16 protein-coding genes are annotated in these 17,555 nt (G+C 64.0%); 4 read left to right on the forward strand and 12 right to left on the reverse strand.

The genetic code is table 11. The annotated features are described in order from the left end of the window. Positions 1 to 25: 25 nt before the first annotated feature. The 9 genes from PCS43_RS01395 to PCS43_RS01435 form a co-directional block, all read right to left on the reverse strand. The gene (locus PCS43_RS01395) at positions 26 to 535 is read right to left on the reverse strand and encodes a shikimate kinase (RefSeq protein WP_030536425.1); all 510 of its coding nucleotides are present in this window, start codon (positions 533 to 535) and stop codon (positions 26 to 28) included. Between the two features lie 13 nt (positions 536 to 548). Further along, on the reverse strand, positions 549 to 1,736 hold the full coding sequence (aroC, locus tag PCS43_RS01400) for a chorismate synthase (RefSeq protein WP_063316721.1): 1,188 nt from the start codon (positions 1,734 to 1,736) through the stop codon (positions 549 to 551). A gap of 110 nt (positions 1,737 to 1,846) precedes the next feature. Next, entirely contained in the window at positions 1,847 to 2,545 is a 699-nt protein-coding gene (locus PCS43_RS01405) for a S1 family peptidase (protein ID WP_007728030.1), read from the reverse strand. Positions 2,546 to 2,770: 225 nt separating this feature from the next. Next, positions 2,771 to 3,394 (reverse strand): prepilin peptidase, encoded by a 624-nt coding sequence (locus PCS43_RS01410; protein ID WP_081557840.1) that lies wholly within the window; start codon positions 3,392 to 3,394, stop codon positions 2,771 to 2,773. Between the two features lie 80 nt (positions 3,395 to 3,474). Continuing rightward, positions 3,475 to 4,314, reverse strand: coding sequence for a shikimate dehydrogenase (locus PCS43_RS01415; protein WP_209908574.1), 840 nt, complete (start codon positions 4,312 to 4,314; stop codon positions 3,475 to 3,477). Continuing rightward, positions 4,304 to 5,614: an endolytic transglycosylase MltG gene (mltG, locus tag PCS43_RS01420; protein ID WP_042445689.1), complete on the reverse strand. Its 1,311-nt coding sequence runs from the start codon at positions 5,612 to 5,614 to the stop codon at positions 4,304 to 4,306. The genes PCS43_RS01415 and mltG overlap by 11 nt, the downstream gene beginning before the upstream one ends. Then, positions 5,611 to 6,144, reverse strand: coding sequence for a Holliday junction resolvase RuvX (gene ruvX / locus PCS43_RS01425; protein WP_003944838.1), 534 nt, complete (start codon positions 6,142 to 6,144; stop codon positions 5,611 to 5,613). Before ruvX ends, mltG begins: the two co-directional genes overlap by 4 nt. 2 nt (positions 6,145 to 6,146) lie before the next feature. Then, positions 6,147 to 8,819: an alanine--tRNA ligase gene (gene alaS / locus PCS43_RS01430; protein ID WP_019748361.1), complete on the reverse strand. Its 2,673-nt coding sequence runs from the start codon at positions 8,817 to 8,819 to the stop codon at positions 6,147 to 6,149. Between the two features lie 77 nt (positions 8,820 to 8,896). Then, positions 8,897 to 10,336, reverse strand: a complete 1,440-nt coding sequence (locus PCS43_RS01435) for a replication-associated recombination protein A (protein ID WP_370852743.1) — start codon at positions 10,334 to 10,336, stop codon at positions 8,897 to 8,899. 96 nt (positions 10,337 to 10,432) lie between these two features. Between PCS43_RS01435 and PCS43_RS01440 the strand changes: the two genes are divergently transcribed. Then, positions 10,433 to 10,813: a nuclear transport factor 2 family protein gene (locus PCS43_RS01440; RefSeq protein WP_162113545.1), complete on the forward strand. Its 381-nt coding sequence runs from the start codon at positions 10,433 to 10,435 to the stop codon at positions 10,811 to 10,813. Positions 10,814 to 10,876: 63 nt separating this feature from the next. Here the strand turns inward: PCS43_RS01440 and PCS43_RS01445 are convergent, their stop codons facing one another. From PCS43_RS01445 to aspS, 3 genes are all read right to left on the reverse strand, one after another. After that, positions 10,877 to 12,058 (reverse strand): kinase, encoded by a 1,182-nt coding sequence (locus PCS43_RS01445; protein ID WP_042448767.1) that lies wholly within the window; start codon positions 12,056 to 12,058, stop codon positions 10,877 to 10,879. Positions 12,059 to 12,249: 191 nt separating this feature from the next. Continuing rightward, positions 12,250 to 13,215, reverse strand: a complete 966-nt coding sequence (locus PCS43_RS01450) for a DUF389 domain-containing protein (protein ID WP_042448764.1) — start codon at positions 13,213 to 13,215, stop codon at positions 12,250 to 12,252. 18 nt (positions 13,216 to 13,233) lie between these two features. Next, positions 13,234 to 15,042, reverse strand: a complete 1,809-nt coding sequence (aspS, locus tag PCS43_RS01455) for an aspartate--tRNA ligase (RefSeq protein WP_050656336.1) — start codon at positions 15,040 to 15,042, stop codon at positions 13,234 to 13,236. Positions 15,043 to 15,205: 163 nt separating this feature from the next. On the opposite strand from aspS, the gene ypfJ reads away from it, so the two are divergent. From ypfJ to PCS43_RS01470, 3 genes are all read left to right on the forward strand, one after another. Next, on the forward strand, positions 15,206 to 16,129 hold the full coding sequence (ypfJ, locus tag PCS43_RS01460; RefSeq protein WP_003945028.1) for a KPN_02809 family neutral zinc metallopeptidase: 924 nt from the start codon (positions 15,206 to 15,208) through the stop codon (positions 16,127 to 16,129). A 74-nt stretch (positions 16,130 to 16,203) separates the two neighbouring features. Beyond that, the gene (locus PCS43_RS01465) at positions 16,204 to 16,833 is read left to right on the forward strand and encodes an ArsR/SmtB family transcription factor (RefSeq protein WP_007728048.1); all 630 of its coding nucleotides are present in this window, start codon (positions 16,204 to 16,206) and stop codon (positions 16,831 to 16,833) included. 2 nt (positions 16,834 to 16,835) lie between these two features. Continuing rightward, positions 16,836 to 17,552, forward strand: a complete 717-nt coding sequence (locus tag PCS43_RS01470) for an SRPBCC domain-containing protein (protein ID WP_209908571.1) — start codon at positions 16,836 to 16,838, stop codon at positions 17,550 to 17,552. Positions 17,553 to 17,555: the final 3 nt, after the last annotated feature.

Genomic DNA, 17,555 nt, shown 5'->3' on the forward strand with positions numbered 1-17,555 from the left:
TGCTCCACTACTCCGCTCCGGTTGTTCATTTGTCTTGAAGTTTCGACACCAGTTGCCCGACGACACGCGCCGGACTTCGGCCGTCGGTCCGAATCCGAATCGTGGCCGAACGCCGGTACAGCGGACGACGACGCCTCATCAACTCCTGGTACTTGACCTTGGGATCTCCGCCGGCCAGCAGCGGGCGATGATTGTTCGCCCCCGTGCGGCGAAGCCCTTCGGCGACACTGATCTCGAGGTAGATGACCGTGTGCCCCTGGAGCAGTTCGCGCGTGCGATCGGAGAGGATCGCACCACCGCCGAGCGAGACGATTCCGTCGGTGGCCTGCAACGCTTCGCGAACCACCGATTCCTCGATCTCACGAAACCGAGGCTCTCCGTCATGGGTGAAGATCTCCGGGATCGTCCTACCCGTGGTCCGTTCGATCTCGGCGTCGGTATCGACCAATTCGAGTTCGAGTGCCTGCGCGAGACGTCGACCGATGGTCGATTTGCCGGCACCGGGCGGACCGATGAGTACAGCCTTCGGCTTCATCGATACGTGAGTCCTATCGAGGCGGTCGGGCTGCGATGCCCTCGGCGTAACGACGGTAGTTGGCAGTGGTTTCAGCAATGGAATCACCACCGAACTTTTCGAGTGCGGCCTGAGCCACGACGAGCGCGACCATCGACTCGGCGACGACGCCGGCGGCCGGAACCGCGCACACGTCGCTGCGCTGGTGGATGGCAACCGCTTCCTCGCCGCTCTCCATGTCGACCGTCGCCAGAGCGCGCGGAACCGTCGAGATCGGCTTCATCGCGGCGCGAACTCGAAGAGCCTCACCATTGGTCATGCCACCTTCGATTCCGCCTGCGCGGTTCGTGGAGCGCACGATGCCGTCCGGGCCCGGGCGGATTTCGTCGTGAGCTTCGCTGCCACGACGGCGCGCGGTCTCGAAGCCGTCGCCGACCTCGACACCCTTGATGGCCTGAATTCCCATGAGAGCAGCAGCAAGTCGTGAATCGAGACGCTCGGCGCCGCTGACGAAAGTGCCGAGTCCGACCGGCAGGCCGTGGATGACGACCTCCACGACGCCACCGAGGGTGTCGCCGTCCTTCTTCGCCGATTCGATTTCGGCGATCATCGACTCTTCTGCAGCCTTGTCGAATGCGCGGACCGGGCTCGCGTCGATCGCGTCGAGATCCTTGCCCGCCGGCACGGGTCCGACGTACGGCTCGGAAGCACCGATGGAAATAACGTGTGAAACGACCTCGGCACCGAATACCTGACGCAGGAAGGACCGTGCGACGGTTCCAGCGGCCACGCGGGCTGCGGTCTCGCGAGCGCTGGCGCGCTCGAGGACGGGACGCGCGTCGTTGAAGCCGTACTTGAGCATGCCGCTGTAATCGGCGTGTCCGGGACGCGGGCGCGTCAACGGGGCATTGCGAGCCTGATCGGCGAGCAGGTCCGGGTCGACCGGGTCGGCGGACATGATGGTTTCCCACTTGGGCCACTCGGTGTTGCCGATCTCGATGGCCACGGGGCCACCGAGCGTAAATCCGTGGCGGACACCGCCGATGATGGTGACCTTGTCGGCCTCGAACTTCATCCGTGCGCCACGGCCGTAACCGAGTCGACGACGGGCAAGTTCGGACGAGATGGCCTCAGAGGTCACTTCGACCCCCGCGACCATGCCCTCGAGCATCGCGACGAGGGCGGGACCATGGGATTCTCCGGCAGTTATCCAACGCAGCACGCCGACCATCTTTCCACGTCGCAGACCTCAGTTGTCACAGTGGTCCTCCCGGTGAACACAGATGGCCCACACGCACGAGCGTGTGGGCCATCTCAGAGGTACCTGTGGGTCTAGAACAGGCGGAATCCTCCACCGTTTGCGTTGATGTCAGCCAAACCGATGTTGATGTCCGCCGAGTTGTCGGGAGCGTGGAACGGCGGCGGAAGCGGCTCGAAGCAGTACGGCGGGTAGCCGTTGCTGATCAAGCCCACCAGGCGGTCACCGACGACGAGCGGTCCACCGGAATCACCGGGAATCGAGCACGTGTGCTCGACGATCTCACCGTAGACGGAGTCGTAACCCCAGGTGATACCGCACGTGTTGCCGGTCGAACGGCCTTCCTTGCACACGATCGTGCCCGGGGCCGGCGGGGCGCCGATTCCGTTGATCGTCGTGCCGCCTACGGTACGCAGCGGAGCTACCTTGGCGTCGTCGAGATCGATCACGGCGATGTCCGAGACCGGACTCGAGTAAGAGAACCGACCGATGGGTCCGGCCTCGGGCAGGTACTCGGCGAACACCCGGTCCCCGACAACTCCGCAGTGTCCGGCGGTGAGTGCCACGAGAGAACCGGCGTTGTCGTAGCCGACCGCGGTCAACGTGCATGCTGCAACTCGGTCAGGATCGGAGTGATCCACGTCCGGCAGCAGGATTCCTGAGCCCCCGCCCAGTGCCACCGATGAAGGTGCAGGCGCGGCGCCGGCGACGCCCGCTCCTGCAGCCACAGCCGCCAAACAGGCTGCCGCAGCGACGAAAAGCCTTGTGCGCATAGGTTCCCCCGATAATCGAGTGCGAAACGAGATTCGTTTTGTCCCATTTCCGAAACCTCAGTGAACGTCAGGATGTGGACATTCGGCAAGTCCGACTCGCCGCATATTGGGACCGCGCGCTGGCAATACCCGCATTTATGAAACCGACGGTTACGTCTTTCCTGCAGTTCACCGTCCGTCGTTGAACGGTCAATAACGCCAGACTTCTCGCGGATGTTGCACTCGTCACGTCAGCCAGGCAAACGCAATCGAACCGCAGGCTGCCAGGCACATCGAGGGTCCGTGCGCAATGGGCGAATTGTGGGCTACCAGCCCTCGTCTTCGCAGTTCCAGCGCGGTGCCCAGCGTTGCGGTGAGCACCGAGGCAGACACCAACGACCACAGCCAGGCGTCCGCTCCCACCAATCCGGTCACGGCGCCCAGAGGAAGCGAGAGCTTCACATCGCCGACGCCCATGGAACCAGGCGACATCACGTGCGCCAGGAGGTGGATTCCGGCGAGCAGTGCCGACCCCACCACCGCCACCCACACCGTTCCCGACACCGTCGCGTAGACCATCACGACGGCGTAGCCCGGCAGCGTGAAACTGTTGGGCAGCCGACGCACAGCCAGGTCGACAGTCGAGATCGCGACGCACCACCACACCACGGCGAGACCGGAAAATAACTGCACCACCGAGGTATTCAGCGCACCGACGACAACCCAGCCTGTTGCGACGGCGCACTGCGGCACACAACAGAAAGTCACGACTGGTCGATAACCGTGTCGCCGCAACCAATTGTCGACGATCGCCCGAGCTCCGAAACCAGCGACTACCCCCGAGCCTGCCAAGACCATCAACGTCCACATGGTTTCGAGCTTGGCGTCTGCCGTTCGCCAGCGGCAGACTACGAATCGTCTTGTGGACTACCTCGACACTGTGAACAGACCTAAGCGATAGCGGCTGCCATCGCCTCTCGCGGAGCGGGCTTGCCCGTGAACTGCTCTACCTGCCCGAAGGCCTGATTGAGCAACATCTCGAGGCCACCGATCACCGTGCCACCGGCCGCCTCGACAACCGAAGCAAGTGGCGTCGGCCAGGGGTTGTAGATCGCGTCGAGGACAAATCGCGCCTTCCCCAATTGCTGGGCAAAGGGCGCTGCCGCTTCCGCGGGAACGGTACTGACCAAGACCGAGGATTCGGCACAGATCCCGCCTAGCTGTGCGTCGTCGAAGGCGACCAGATCTATGTCCAACCCGACCGCACCACCGCATTCGATGGCACCGGATGCGCGCCCCGGATCACGCGCGACCACGGTGACTGTCCGAACTCCCATGTCGGCCAACGCGACCAATGCCGGCCGCGCGGTGCCGCCCGCGCCGACAACTACCGCCGAAGTGCCGCTGAGATCGCCGACACCGCCGGCGATCAACGCACCGCTGACTCCGTCGACGTCCGTGCAGTCGGCACGCCAACCGCCGTCGATGCGAACCAGGGTGTTGGCCGAGCCGATGGTCACCGCTCGCGGTGTGCGTTCGGTGGCATATTCGAGTGCTGCGATCTTGCCCGGCATCGTCACCGAGAGGCCGATCCATTCGGGGCCGAGTGAGTCGACGAGGGCAGGCAACTGATCGCCGGTGCATTCGATCCGCTCGTAGGTCCAATCGCTCAGCCCCAAAGCCGCGTACGCCGCAAGATGCAGCAACGGGGACTTCGAGTGAGCGATCGGGCTTCCGAGAACTGCCGCCTTACGGGGCGTCGCGAGCGAAGTCGCGGTACTACCGTCCACTGTCGAGAATCCCACTTTGCTGTGCCAGTTCGATGTTGGCCAAATGCTCCTCGTAGCTCTTGGTGAAGAGCGTCTGGCCTTCCTTGTTGATCGTGACGAAGTACAACCAGTCACCGGCCGCCGGCGATTCCACGGCCTTCAGCGCGTCGATGCTCGGCGAAGCGATGGGCGTTGCAGGCAGACCCGGCATTGCGTACGTGTTCCACGGCGTGACGCGCTCACGGTCGGCATCCGTGGTTGCGACCTCGGTGGTGTCGAGTGAGTAGTTGACCGTGGAGTCGAACTGCAGAGGCTGATCGACTGCGAGTCGGTTGACGATCACCCGCGCGACCTTGGCCATGTCAGCGGGCAACGCCTCACGCTCGACCAGCGACGCTGCCACCAACAACTGGTACGGAGACATTCCGACCCCGCTGCCGGCTGTCAGAATTCCCGTGGCCTCGTACTTGGCGGCGCTACCCTCGACCAACGACCGCAGGATCTCGGTCGGCGTCGCAGTGGGATCGAAATCCCAACTGCTGGCGGCGATCAGGCCTTCGAGCTGACGGTCCTTGTCCGGCACGCTCTTGACCGACGACATCGCCCATTCGGGCACGCCGAGCGAAGCCAGATCGGAAGATGCTCCCGCAGTGTTCAATTCGTCTGTCGAGACACATTTCTGAGCGGAAACCGGGCCGACACAACTCGCCTCGGAAATGAGGTTGTAGATGCCCTTCTTGAGCGAGCCGGTCTGCGCGTCCGAACTGTCGTGCAGCTGACGCCCTTCGGCGATGACAACACTGCCGACTCGGGAGTCCGGGGCAACCAAGGTGTCGAGTGCGCTCGCGGCGCTACTCTGCACCGGCACCTGGTAGAAGCCGGGTTGCACCTTCTGGATCTCAGACGGATTGGCGATCGCCGCGTTGTAGAAAGCAGCGGAACTCGCGACGACGTTCTTCGCCTCGAGCGTCGCACCGATCTCCGATGCGGTTTCTCCACTGTTGATCTGGATGACCACGGGTGCGCCGCCGGGGCCGGCAAAATCCTCCGCGGTCTTGTTGCGATCCATGTACCAGAGAGCGCCGTATGCACCGACACCGAGGACTGCGATCACCAACACCAGCAGGGCGAGAACGCCGACCTTCTTGCCACGCTTGGCGCGCTTGTTGCGCGCTTCGCGTTGCTTGCGTGCCTCGGCTCGCGACATGTGCGGCGGATCGATGTTCTGCGGCAGTGCACGCATGACCATGGTCTCGTCGTTGTCGAAGTCGAACGAACTGGTGGGCCGGCTTCCGCCGCCCTCATCCCACCGCGCGTTCACAGATCGCCCTCCAGTGCAGCGTCCTTCGACGACTCCCCTGGTTTCACAGCTCTACTCCGCTCGTCCAGCCAGCCTTGCAGGATTTCCACCGCCGCAGCCTGATCGATCATCGGTCGCTGGCCGCGTGCCTTGACTCCACTTTCGCGGAGATTGCGCGCAGCCGTGACGGTCGTCAGTCGTTCGTCGGACAGTCTCACCGGGATCGGTTCGACGGCCCGCTGCAGTCGTTTGGCGAATGCAGTCGCGATACCGGCGGCTTTACCTTGCTCACCGCGCAGCGTCTGTGGCAGTCCGACGATAACCTCAACGGCCTCGTATTCGGACACGATGGCGATAATGCGCCGGATATCCGGCGCGTCGGGCCCACGCTCCTTCGAGCGTGGAACCGTTTCCACCGGTGTCGCGAGGATGCCGTCGGGGTCGCTGGACGCGACGCCGATGCGAACACTGCCCACGTCGATGGCGATGCGCCGCCCGCGACCAGGGTCGTCGATGCCGGGGCGATCGGGACCCTGTTGCGTAGCCACCACCGTCAGCTGCCGCCCGCCAGCTCTCCGACTCTGTCCCGGATCGCATCGAGCGCCGCCGGGATTCCGGCGGAGTCCGAACCCGAACCCTGGGCCATGTCGGGCTTTCCGCCGCCGCGGCCACCGATCTTGGGACCGAAGGACGCGACAAGCTCGCCGGCCTTCACACCGAGACCCTGGGCTGCCTTGCTGGATGCGACCACGAACGGGACCTTGCCGTCGACGTCACCGAGCAGAGCTACGACGGCAGGTTCGGAGCCGAGGCGACCCTTGATGTCCGTGACGAGGCTGCGCAGGTCGTTTCCGCCGACTCCGGCGGGAGCAGGCTCGGCGATGACGAGGACACTGCCGATGCGCTTGGCCTTGGCGACGTACTCGCCTGCCGACGCCAGCACCGCCTTGGCCTTTGTCTGCTCGAGTTCCTTCTCGGCCACCTTGAGTCGCTCGACGAGCGCCTCGACGCGGGCGGGCACCTCTTCCGAAGGAACCTTCAGCGAGGAGGAGAGTCCGGCCAGGAGCGCGCGTTCCTTGGCGAGGTAGCGGTAGGAGTCCAAACCGACGTACGCCTCGACGCGTCGGATTCCGGAGCCGACCGACTGCTCACCGAGCAGCGTTACCTGACCGATCTGTGCGGAGCTTCCGACGTGAGTGCCACCGCACAGTTCCATCGAGAACGGGCCGCCGATTTCGACGACACGAACCTCGTCGCCGTAGTTCTCACCGAAGAGTGCCATCGCACCCATCGCCTTGGCCTTGTCGAGATCCGTGACAAATGTGTTGACCGCGTAGTTCGACGCCACGGCTTCGTTGGTAAGTGCCTCGATGTCCTGCTTCTGGGAGTCGGACAGCGCGCCCTGCCACGAGAAGTCGAAGCGGAGGTAACCCGGCTTGTTGAGCGAGCCTGCCTGCACCGCGTTGGGGCCGAGCACCTGACGCAGTGCAGCGTGCACCATGTGGGTGCCGGAGTGCCCCTGGGTTGCACCCTTGCGCCACTCGGCGTCGACGTGCGCGAGTACGACGTCGCCCTCGGTGATCTCACCCTTCTGCACCGTCACCTTGTGCGTCCAGACCTTCTTGGCGATCTTCTGTACGTCGTTGACCTTGGCTTCGAGGCCCGGCGCGGTGAGCGAACCGATGTCGGCGATCTGTCCACCGGACTCTGCGTAGAGCGGGCTTCGGTCGAGGATGACCTCGACGTCCTGACCGGCCTTCGCTACCGGGACACGGACGCCGTCGACGATCAGTGCGAGGACGTGAGCCTCGGAGACGAGTTCGTCGAAACCGGTGAACTCGGTGGCGCCTCGGTCGAGCAGTTCCTTGTAGACCGTGAGGTCGGCGTGGGCGTGCTTACGAGCCTGAGCGTCGTCCTTGGCGCGCTTGCGCTGCTCGGCCATGAGCGTGCGGAAGCCGTCCTCGTCCACGGTGAGACCGGCCTCGGACGCCATCTCGAGCGTGAGGTCGATCGGGAAGCCGTAGGTGTCGTGCAGTGCAAACGCCTGATCGCCGGCGATGACCGACTTTCCGGACGACTTGACCGTCTCGGCAGCATTCTCGAACAGAGCAGAACCCGAAGCCAGCGTCTTGAGGAACGCGGTCTCCTCGCCGACGGCAACGTTCTCGATGCGCGTGAAGTCGGTTTCCAGAACCGGGTACGACGGCGCCATCGTGTCGCGGACGACGATCATGAACTCGCGCATGGTGGGCTGCTCGCTGCCGAGCAGTTTGGCCGAACGCACGATGCGACGCAGCAACCGGCGCAGGACGTAGCCGCGGCCGTAGTTGCCGGGGTTCACACCGTCGGCGATCAACATCGCTGCGGTGCGTGCGTGGTCGGCGATGACGCGGAAACGGACGTCTGAAGTGTGGTCGGTCCCGTAGACACTGCCGGTCAGTTCGGCGGCCTTGTCGATGACGGGGCGGAGAAGATCTGTCTCGTAGACGTTTTCGACGCCCTGCAGGAGGAACGCAACGCGCTCGACGCCCATGCCGGTGTCGATGTTCTTCTTCGGCAACGGTCCGAGGATCGGGTAGTCGCCCTTGTTGGTGCCCTCGCCGCGCTCGTTCTGCATGAACACGAGGTTCCAGATCTCGATGTAGCGATCCTCGTCGGCTTCGGGGCCACCCTCGACACCGTATTCGGCGCCGCGGTCGTAGAAGATCTCCGAGCAGGGGCCGCACGGCCCGGGAATGCCCATGGACCAGTAGTTGTCCTTCATGCCGCGGCGCTGGATGCGCTCTTCGGGCACTCCTACCTCGTCGCGCCAGATCGAGAACGCTTCGTCGTCGTCGAGGTAGACGGTGGCCCACAGGCGCGTGGGATCGATGCCGTATCCGCCGTCCTCGACCGAACCTGTCAGCAACTGCCAGGCGTGGGAGATGGCTTCCTTCTTGAAGTAGTCACCGAAGGAGAAGTTGCCCGCCATCTGGAAGAAGGTGTTGTGGCGGGTGGTGATGCCGACCTCTTCGATGTCCAGGGTGCGGACGCACTTCTGCACGGACGTCGCCCGTGAGTAGGACGGCGTCTGCTGCCCGAGGAAGAACGGCACGAACGGAACCATGCCCGCGTTGACGAACAGAAGGTTCGGGTCGTCGAGAATCAGCGAGGCGCTGGGCACCTCGGTGTGGCCGGCCTTGACGAAGTGGTCGAGGAATCGCCTGCGGATCTCGTGGGTTTGCACTAACCGGTCCTTACCTTCAAGAGCGTCGAGCTATGGGTGTCCAGACTAACGCGTCGGCCGGTGGAACCTGGCAGGCGTCAGCCACGAACTATTCGGCGAAGTTTGCTCACCCGATCGGCGATCTCCCGCTCGTTGCCGTGCGCGGTGGGCTGGTAATAGTCGACACCCACCAGATCGTCCGGTGGATACTGTTGCCGCAGAACACCATCACGTGTGTCGTGCGGGTACTTGTATCCGACTGCGTTGCCCAATTGCTCGGCGCCCTTGTAGTGCCCGTCACGCAGGTGCGGCGGTACCAGTCCGGATTTTCCGGCGGCCACGTCGGCCATGGCCGCGCCGAGTGCGGCGATGACCGCACCCGATTTGGGAGCCGTCGCCAGATGAATGGTGGCCTGTGCCAGCGCCAGACGAGCCTCCGGCATACCGATCAGCTGCACTGCCTGCGCCGCGGCGGTGGCAGTCTGCAGCGCCATCGGATCAGCCATGCCGATGTCTTCGCTGGCGTGAACCACCAGACGCCGTGCGATGAAGCGAGGGTCTTCGCCCGCGGTCAGCATCCGTGCGAGGTAGTGCAGGGCGGCGTCGACGTCTGATCCACGAATGCTCTTGATGAATGCACTGATGACGTCGTAGTGCTGATCTCCGGCACGGTCGTACCGAACCGCGGCCTTGTCGACACTGGCCTCGACGGTCGCGAGGTCGAGCACCACCGGGCCCGAAGCGTCACCGGCCGTGTCCAGTGCAGCTCCGGCGGCAGCCTCGAGTGCCGTCAGGGCTCGGCGGGCGTCGCCGGCCGCCAGACGAACGAGGTGTTCCATCGCGTCGTCGTCGATCGTGATCGCTCCGCCGAACCCGCGTTCGTCGGCGACAGCGCGCTCGAGCAGTTCCTGGACATCCGCAGCGGTGAGCGATTGCAGTTGCAGGACCAACGAGCGCGACAACAGAGCGGAGACGACCGAGAACGACGGGTTCTCGGTGGTCGCGCCGACCAAGAGCACGATGCGGTTCTCGACCGCGGCGAGCAAGGCGTCCTGCTGGGTCTTGGAGAAGCGATGAACTTCGTCGATGAACAAGACGGTTTGTTCGCCGTTCAGCAGGCGGCGGCGCGCGAGTTCGATGACACCGCGGACTTCTTTGACTCCGGCGGACAGAGCCGACAGAGCCTCGAACCGGCGGCCGGTAGCACCCGAGATCAACGATGCGAGCGTGGTCTTGCCGGTGCCGGGAGGTCCGTACAGAAGTACCGATGCGGCGCCGGACCCCTCGACCATTCTGCGGAGTGGCGCGCCGGGCCCGAGTAAGTGCTGTTGGCCGACAACTTCACCAAGAGTGAGCGGACGCATGCGGACAGCCAGAGGAGCACCGGGCGGCACCGAGGACAGGGCGCGCTCGGCTACAGACACGACATCTGGTTCGTCGACGATCGCGGATTCCTCCGGAGTTGCCTCGAACAGGCCGTCTTCCGCCACCACGCCGTCTTTCGCCCCCACACTGTCTTCCGCTTGCCAATCGCTCACGAATCGACGCTACTAGAGACCACCGACGCCCGACACAATCCGCTGTTCCGCCAGCCCTCACCCAGTCGTGAATCCGCATTGGATAGCGTTGTCGCCATGAGCACCTCCGAGATCGCCACCGTCCTCGCGTGGCACGATGCACTCAACTCCCAAGACGTCGACACTCTGCTGCAGTTGTCGAGTGACGACATCGAGGTAGGCGGCCCCAAGGGCGCGAGCCAGGGACTCGCTGCCCTGCGCGAGTGGGCCACCAACGCCGGCATCACGCTCGTCCCCGGAAAGATGTACGTCCACCACGGCGTGGTCGTCGTCGAACAGACCGCAACGTGGGCGGCCGAACCGGACAAGTCCGCGACCCTGGCCTCTGCTTTCCGAGTCGTGGCCGACCAGGTGACGTCGACGTTCCGGCATCCCGATCTTTCGACAGCGCTCGCGGCGACGGACCTGTCCGAGAACGATCTGGTCTCCGACAACTGAGCGGACTCGACCGAGAAAGGGCGCTCGTGCTTCGTGCACGGGCGCCCTTCTGTGTGTGATCGGTCAGCTGAACTCGGTCCGCAGCGCCGCCACGACGTCGCGGGCGTGTGCCTCGACGGCGTCGTTGCCGGCGAGCTGAGCCGAGCGTGCGAGCCTGGCCCAGCGTCCGACCAGTGCGTCGGCGCGTGGAATCGAGAGATAATGTTCGCGGACGGCGGCGATACGCGAATGATCCTCGGGCAGGTACAGATAGGTACTGAGCCAGACCCAGATGAGTTGGGCCTCGACGATCCTGCGCCCCAATTCGGCCTCGTCGGCCAGGGCGGGCCACATCCCCACTACCTCGGCCCGCCAGGCATCGACCATCGCCGACGCCCGCTCTTCGGTCAGGTCGATGTTGCACAGGCAGCCGGGAAAAGACACCAACGCGTAGGTGATGTCGAGGAGGGCGTCGCGGTAGCCACCCCACTCGTAGTCGAGGAACTGCACGCCGTCGTCGTTGACGATGATGTTGTCGGGGCACAAGTCCGACGGACTGAAGGCACGGAACCGACCGCCACTGAACAGTGTCTGCGCGTGCTGAACCTGCTCGAGAATGTCCGAACTCACATCGATCCCGAGACTTTCCACCAACATCGCGGGAACACCGGCCACTGCGCGTCCCACCTGATCCGCAACTTCATCGGAGCAATGGGCAACCTCGGCTCGACGCAGCAGTGCGGTGAAGTCGTCCTCCCGGCCGACGGTCGCGGCGTGCATGCGTCCCATTGCCTGAGCCATGGCCATCAACGTGTAAGTGACGGTGTCCGGGTCGGAGTCTTCGAGTCGGACGCTGATTGCGGTGGCGTCGCCGAGATCACTCAGGATCAGGAGGCGAGCGTCGAGGTCGGACGCCAACAGTTCGGCGCCGGGGCGTGCGTCCTTGGCAAGCGCGTTGGCGAACTGATACGACACCGCTTCACGAAGGAATGCGGTCTCGACGTCGAAGTCACCTTCGGACGCGGCCGGGAGCGCAATCGCTGTTTTGGTAGCTCCCTGGAAGTTGTCGCGGACCTGCTTGATCACCAAAGTTCGGGGCAGGGAGAACGGGTTCTCGGCGACACGAACGCGCAGCACGACGGTGCGGCCACTCCCCCCGAGATCTACGGGATCCACCAGGGTTACGGGTGCCCCTGTGCGGCGTGTCAGCAACTGCTCAGCAGCTGCGACGACTTCGGAAACGGGGTCTGCCAGTAATGCGGTCATCACCGACCAACTTACCCGTTAGTGACTCCGATCATGCCCAGCTCGTCCGCTCGCAGCGGAGAATTCAAGGCCTCACAGCAACAGAAATTGCCGACTACCTGCGGTGATGACAAAAATCCCCAATCGCCACACCGGCACACAGTTCTCTCGAGAATTTTGCTGTCGGTGAGCAGAACTCCGAACCGGCGACGTCATGGAGTCTTGTCCTCGTCGACAAATCGAGAAATGCCTTTCAACGCTGCTTCGAATTCCTCGTCGGCCCGGGTTCTGAGCCAGAGAACAAGCACGCAGGCAGTGACGATCCCGAGCAGGTTGACAGCCAGTTGCAGAGACGACAACCCGGCGATCCGCCATTCTCCGTTTGCTGCCGCAACCACCGCGAAACCGGCGGCAGGAACCGTGGTGACAGAGATGAACACCCCGACCAAGGCAGCGGACTTCGACGAGACGAGTGCCAGCATCCCAGCCGCACCGGCAAGAAGCGCGACGACAAACGAAATGGGCCCGACCTTGTATACGAAATCGACCTCGTGGAGTGACTCGAGACTGACGACGTCCATCCATCCGAAGAACTTCACCACGAACGTTGCGGCAAGCGTCACGCCCATCGCGATGGGGAATCCGACGGCAAGCGCGAGAATCGAACGTCGACGCAACCGTCGATCTCGCCGTACGAGTGCGACTGCCAAAGCAGCCAGCGGACCGAACTCCGGACCGACGACCATGGCGCCGACGATCGTGATCTGAGAGTCGGTGACGACGCCGATCGCGGCCAGCAGACACGCAATGGTCAGGAACGCGACGAACAATCCGTTGAGAGTCGACTCTTCGCGAGTGCGGGACAGCAATTCCTCCCACACGACGGAATCCGCGGGATCACCAGGCACGTCACGCTCGGCTTTGCGCGCCGACGCCGACAACACCGTCTCGACCGGTACGAGCGTCATTCCGCCGTCTTCGGCGACGCCGAGTTCGTTCAGGGCATCGACGACGTCGTTTGCCGCCTCACGGGCGACGTCGGCCTCCACCATGTCGCCGGCAGGATGAACCGCGACATCGCGCATCACGACGATGTGTGTCGCGCCCCGCTGCGACGCGAGCGCACCGAGAACTTGCTCGGTGCGCTCGGTCGGGCAGATCACCCGCAAATGCAGCATGGCGATCCGGTGTCGGCTCTACTTGGCTTCGCCGGTGTCGCCTTCGGACTTCTTGTCCTCTGACTTCTTCTCGGGCTTCGCGTCGATACCCGATTCCTTGCGCTGCTGAGCCGAGATCGGTGCCGGAGCATCCGTCAGCGGGTCGACGCCGCCGCCGGACTTCGGGAACGCGATGACCTCACGGATGGAATCCATGCCGGCGAGGAGCGCGGTGATGCGGTCCCAGCCGAATGCGATTCCGCCGTGCGGCGGCGCACCGAAGGCGAAGGCGTCGAGGAGGAAGCCGAACTGCTCCTGCGCCTCGTCCTCGGAGATACCCATCACCTTGAACACTCGTTCCTGAATGTCCTTGCGGTGGATACGAATACTGCCGCCGCCGATCTCGTTGCCGTTGCAGACGATGTCGTACGCGTAGGCGAGAGCGGAATCCGGATCGGTGTCGAACGTGTCGAAGAACTCCGGCTTCGGCGACGTGAACGCGTGGTGCACGGCGGTCCACGCGGAGTGGCCGAGAGCGACGTCACCGGATGCAGTGGCGTCGGCGGTCGGCTCGAACATCGGAGCGTCGACGATCCACACGAAGGCCCACGCGTCAGGATCGATGAGGTCCTTCTTGCGGGCGATCTCACCACGGGCAGCGCCGAGGAGGGCGCGCATCGGCTTCGTTGCACCAGCTGCGAAGAAGACGCAGTCTCCCGGCTGAGCTCCGACGTGGGCGGCCAGGCCCTCACGCTCGGCGTCGGTCAGGTTCTTGGCAACAGGTCCACCGAGAGTGCCGTCTTCACCGACCAACACGTACGCCAGACCCTTGGCCCCACGCTGCTTGGCCCATTCCTGCCAGGCGTCGAGTTGCTTGCGCGGCTGGCTTGCACCGCCGGGCATCACAACGGCGCCGACGTACTCCGCCTGGAACACGCGGAACGTCGTGTCCTTGAAGAAGTCCATGCACTCGACGAGTTCGATGTCGAAACGCAGGTCCGGCTTGTCGCTGCCGTAACGACGCATTGCCTCGGTGTAGGTCATGCGGTCGATCGGCGTCTTGATCTCGTGGCCGACGAGCTTCCAGAGCGCCGTCAGGATTTCCTCGGCGAGCAGGATGATGTCGTCCTGGTTGACGAAAGCCATCTCGATGTCGAGCTGAGTGAACTCGGGCTGGCGATCGGCGCGGAAATCCTCGTCGCGGTAGCAACGTGCGATCTGGTAGTAGCGCTCGATGCCGCCGACCATGAGGAGCTGCTTGAACAGCTGCGGGCTCTGCGGCAGTGCGTAGAAGCTACCGGGCTGAAGGCGCGACGGCACCAGGAAGTCACGGGCACCCTCGGGCGTCGAGCGCGTGAGCGTCGGAGTCTCGACCTCGACGAACTCGTGATGCGCGAGAACGCCGCGCGCTGCAGCACTTACCTTGGAGCGCAAGCGAATTGCGGAGCCGGGGCCTTCACGGCGCAGGTCGAGGTAGCGGTACTTGAGGCGCGCTTCTTCGCCGACCTGATCGTCGAGCTGGAACGGCAGCGGTGCGCTTTCGTTGAGAACCTCGAGTTCAGTGGCGTTGACCTCGATTGCTCCGGTGGGGATCTCGAAGTTCTGGTTGCCCTCTGGGCGAACCTCGACCGTTCCGGTCACGCGAACGCAGTATTCCGCGCGCAGACGGTGCGCCTGCTCGGCCACGTCACCTGCCCGGAAAACTACCTGCGCAACTCCGGATGCATCACGGAGATCGATGAAGATCACTCCGCCGTGATCACGACGCCTGGCTACCCAACCGGTGAGCGTTACGGTCTGCTCTGCCTGCTCGGGTCGCAATGAACCGGCGAGATGTGTGCGCAGCACGGGATTCCTTTCGAACTACTTCCAATAACCGACGACCGACTACTTTGCCTGCGATCCTACGGAGCGAACTGCACAGAGCGGAAACGCGGACCCGCATCGCATGCGAAGCTATCTCCAGAAGTGACGGCAAGCACTTGTTCACGACAGCAGAAAGCGGACATAGATGACCTTCAACGAGGGGGCCCGCGGCGAAGCGGGACGCGTTCAGGTTCAAGGCGGCGGGGGTGGCGGTGGCCGCGGCGGCAAAATCGCGATCGGCGGTGGCGCGGGCGGCATTATCGTTCTGATCCTGGCGCTGTTGTTCGGCGGTGACCCCGGCTCACTCCTGGGTACGTCTACCGAGACTTCGAGTTCGTCGACCGGACTGTCGTCGGTCGACGAGTGCACCGGTGCTCAGGCAAACGCCGATGTGAACTGCCGCGTCACACTGACCGTCGGAAGCCTCGACGACGTTTGGGAACAGCAGTTGGTGAAGCAGACCGGCACGGCGTACGTGCGACCCGAAGTCATTCTGTTCAGCGGTTCGGTCAACACCGGTTGCGGCCAGGCGTCGAGTGACGTCGGTCCGTTCTACTGCCCGGCCGACCAGACTGCGTACTTCGACACGAGTTTCTTCCAACTACTCGTCGACCGTTTCGGTTCCAGCGCCGGACCGCTCGCACAGGAGTACGTGGTCGCGCACGAGTTCGGACATCACATCCAGAACCAGCTCGGCGACATCGGCCGCGCGCAGGCCGACCCGCAGGGTGAGCAGTCGGGTGCGGTTCGCACCGAACTCCAGGCCGATTGCTACGCCGGCGTCTGGGCACATTTTGCGGACACGATTCCCGATCAGGCGACCGGTCAACCGTTCCTGAAGCCCTTGTCAAAAGACGACATTCGCGACGCGTTGTCCGCCGCCTCGTCGGTGGGCGACGACCGTATCCAGAAGTCCACGACCGGTCGGGTCAACCCTGAAGGTTGGACACACGGCTCCTCCGCACAGCGTCAGGCGTGGTTCATGACCGGATACCAGACCGGCCAGATTTCGTCGTGTGACACGTACTCGGCGCGGGATCTGAACAACCCGCCCGACCTCAAGCGATAGCGAATCTCCGAAACCATCCCACCGACAATTTTTTCTGTCTTGACAGATTTAGTTGTCGGTGGGATGGTTTTCTCATGTTGGACGTAGCAGTCATCGATCGCCCCGGAGCTGCCGAGGCGTCGCTCGATCCGATTCGGCAACGGATTCTGGCCGAATTGGCGGTGCCGGGATCGGCATCCTCGCTGGCGCCCCGGATCGGGCTGACACGCCAGAAGGTGAACTACCACCTGCGCACTCTCGAAGACCACGGACTTGTCGAACTCGTCGAGGAACGCAAGCGAGGCAACATGACCGAGCGAATCATGCAGGCCAGTGCCGCGTCGTACGTCATATCCCCTGCCGCCATGTCGGCGCTCGCCCCGGACCCGGGCCGGTTCCCCGATCAACTCTCGGCGCGCTGGCTCGTCAGTCTCGCAGCGCGGATCGTCCGAGAGGTCGGCGAACTGATCGCCGGAGCAACTGCAGCCGGAAAACCGTTGGCGTCCTTTGCCATCGACAGCGACATCACCTTTGCCACGGCGGCCGACCGTGCCGCCTTCGCCGGCGAACTCGGCGAGTCGATCAACTCACTCGTCGCCAAGTATCACGACGGCAATTCCGAAGGCGGACGCAAACACCGCCTCGTTGTCGCCCTGCATCCCAGCCTCACCACACCCCAAACCATCACAACCCAAGCGATCGACGCGCCCGAAACGGAGAAGTAGCAATGTCCGAGAAATTCGAAATCCGCCGCGAGGTGGTCGTCCCAGGAACCCCCGAGCAGATCTGGGCCGCCATCTCGGCCGAAACGGCCGGCTGGATGTTCCCCTCCCCTCTCGAGATCCCCGCCGACGGCAGCCGCCCGGACAGCCCGATCATCGCGACCTGGGAGCCACCCCGCGAACTCGCCATCCACATGCAAGGCCCCGACGGCTGGTTCAACAACCTCGAATACGTCGTCGAGGCCCGCGACGAGAGCACCGCCGTTGTCCGCTACGTCCACGCCGGAGTGTTTGCCGAGGACTGGGACAACCAGTACGACGGTGCGAGCAAGCACACGGACTTCTACCTGCACAGTCTCGGCCAATACGTGCGGTACTTCGCCGGAAAACCCGTCACCTATGTCTCGGCCGAAGGCCCGGAATCCTCGTCCGCGCCGCAAGCGATGGGAACGCTTCGCAGCGCCCTCGGAATCACCTCGGGCGCCGCTGTCGGTGACTCCGCGTCGGTGGAAGTCCCCGGAATCGGAACCGTCGACGCGATTGTCGACTACATCAACGACTGGTTCATCGGCTTGCGCACCGAGGACGCATTGCTGCGGTTCTACGGCCGAAATGCTTTCGGCGGCAACGTCGACGCGGCCCATCACCTCTTCGCAGAGGGTGCTGACGGTGGATCAGCAACGGCAGCGTGGCAGGGCTGGCTCGACGGCGTGTTCGCCTGAGTC

The organism is Rhodococcus sp. C-2 (assembly GCF_027854095.1).
GTDB classification, from domain to species: Bacteria; Actinomycetota; Actinomycetes; order Mycobacteriales; family Mycobacteriaceae; genus Rhodococcus_F; species Rhodococcus_F qingshengii.

Coding starts and splice junctions, on each gene's coding strand:
- PCS43_RS01395 (WP_030536425.1), bottom strand. CDS start 535: ATGAAGCCGAAGGCTGTACTCATCGGTCCGCCCGGTGCCGGCAAATCG.
- PCS43_RS01405 (WP_007728030.1), bottom strand. CDS start 2,545: ATGCGCACAAGGCTTTTCGTCGCTGCGGCAGCCTGTTTGGCGGCTGTG.
- PCS43_RS01410 (WP_081557840.1), bottom strand. CDS start 3,394: ATGTGGACGTTGATGGTCTTGGCAGGCTCGGGGGTAGTCGCTGGTTTC.
- PCS43_RS01440 (WP_162113545.1), top strand. CDS start 10,433: ATGAGCACCTCCGAGATCGCCACCGTCCTCGCGTGGCACGATGCACTC.
- PCS43_RS01445 (WP_042448767.1), bottom strand. CDS start 12,058: ATGACCGCATTACTGGCAGACCCCGTTTCCGAAGTCGTCGCAGCTGCT.
- PCS43_RS01450 (WP_042448764.1), bottom strand. CDS start 13,215: ATGCTGCATTTGCGGGTGATCTGCCCGACCGAGCGCACCGAGCAAGTT.
- ypfJ (WP_003945028.1), top strand. CDS start 15,206: ATGACCTTCAACGAGGGGGCCCGCGGCGAAGCGGGACGCGTTCAGGTT.
- PCS43_RS01465 (WP_007728048.1), top strand. CDS start 16,204: ATGTTGGACGTAGCAGTCATCGATCGCCCCGGAGCTGCCGAGGCGTCG.
- PCS43_RS01470 (WP_209908571.1), top strand. CDS start 16,836: ATGTCCGAGAAATTCGAAATCCGCCGCGAGGTGGTCGTCCCAGGAACC.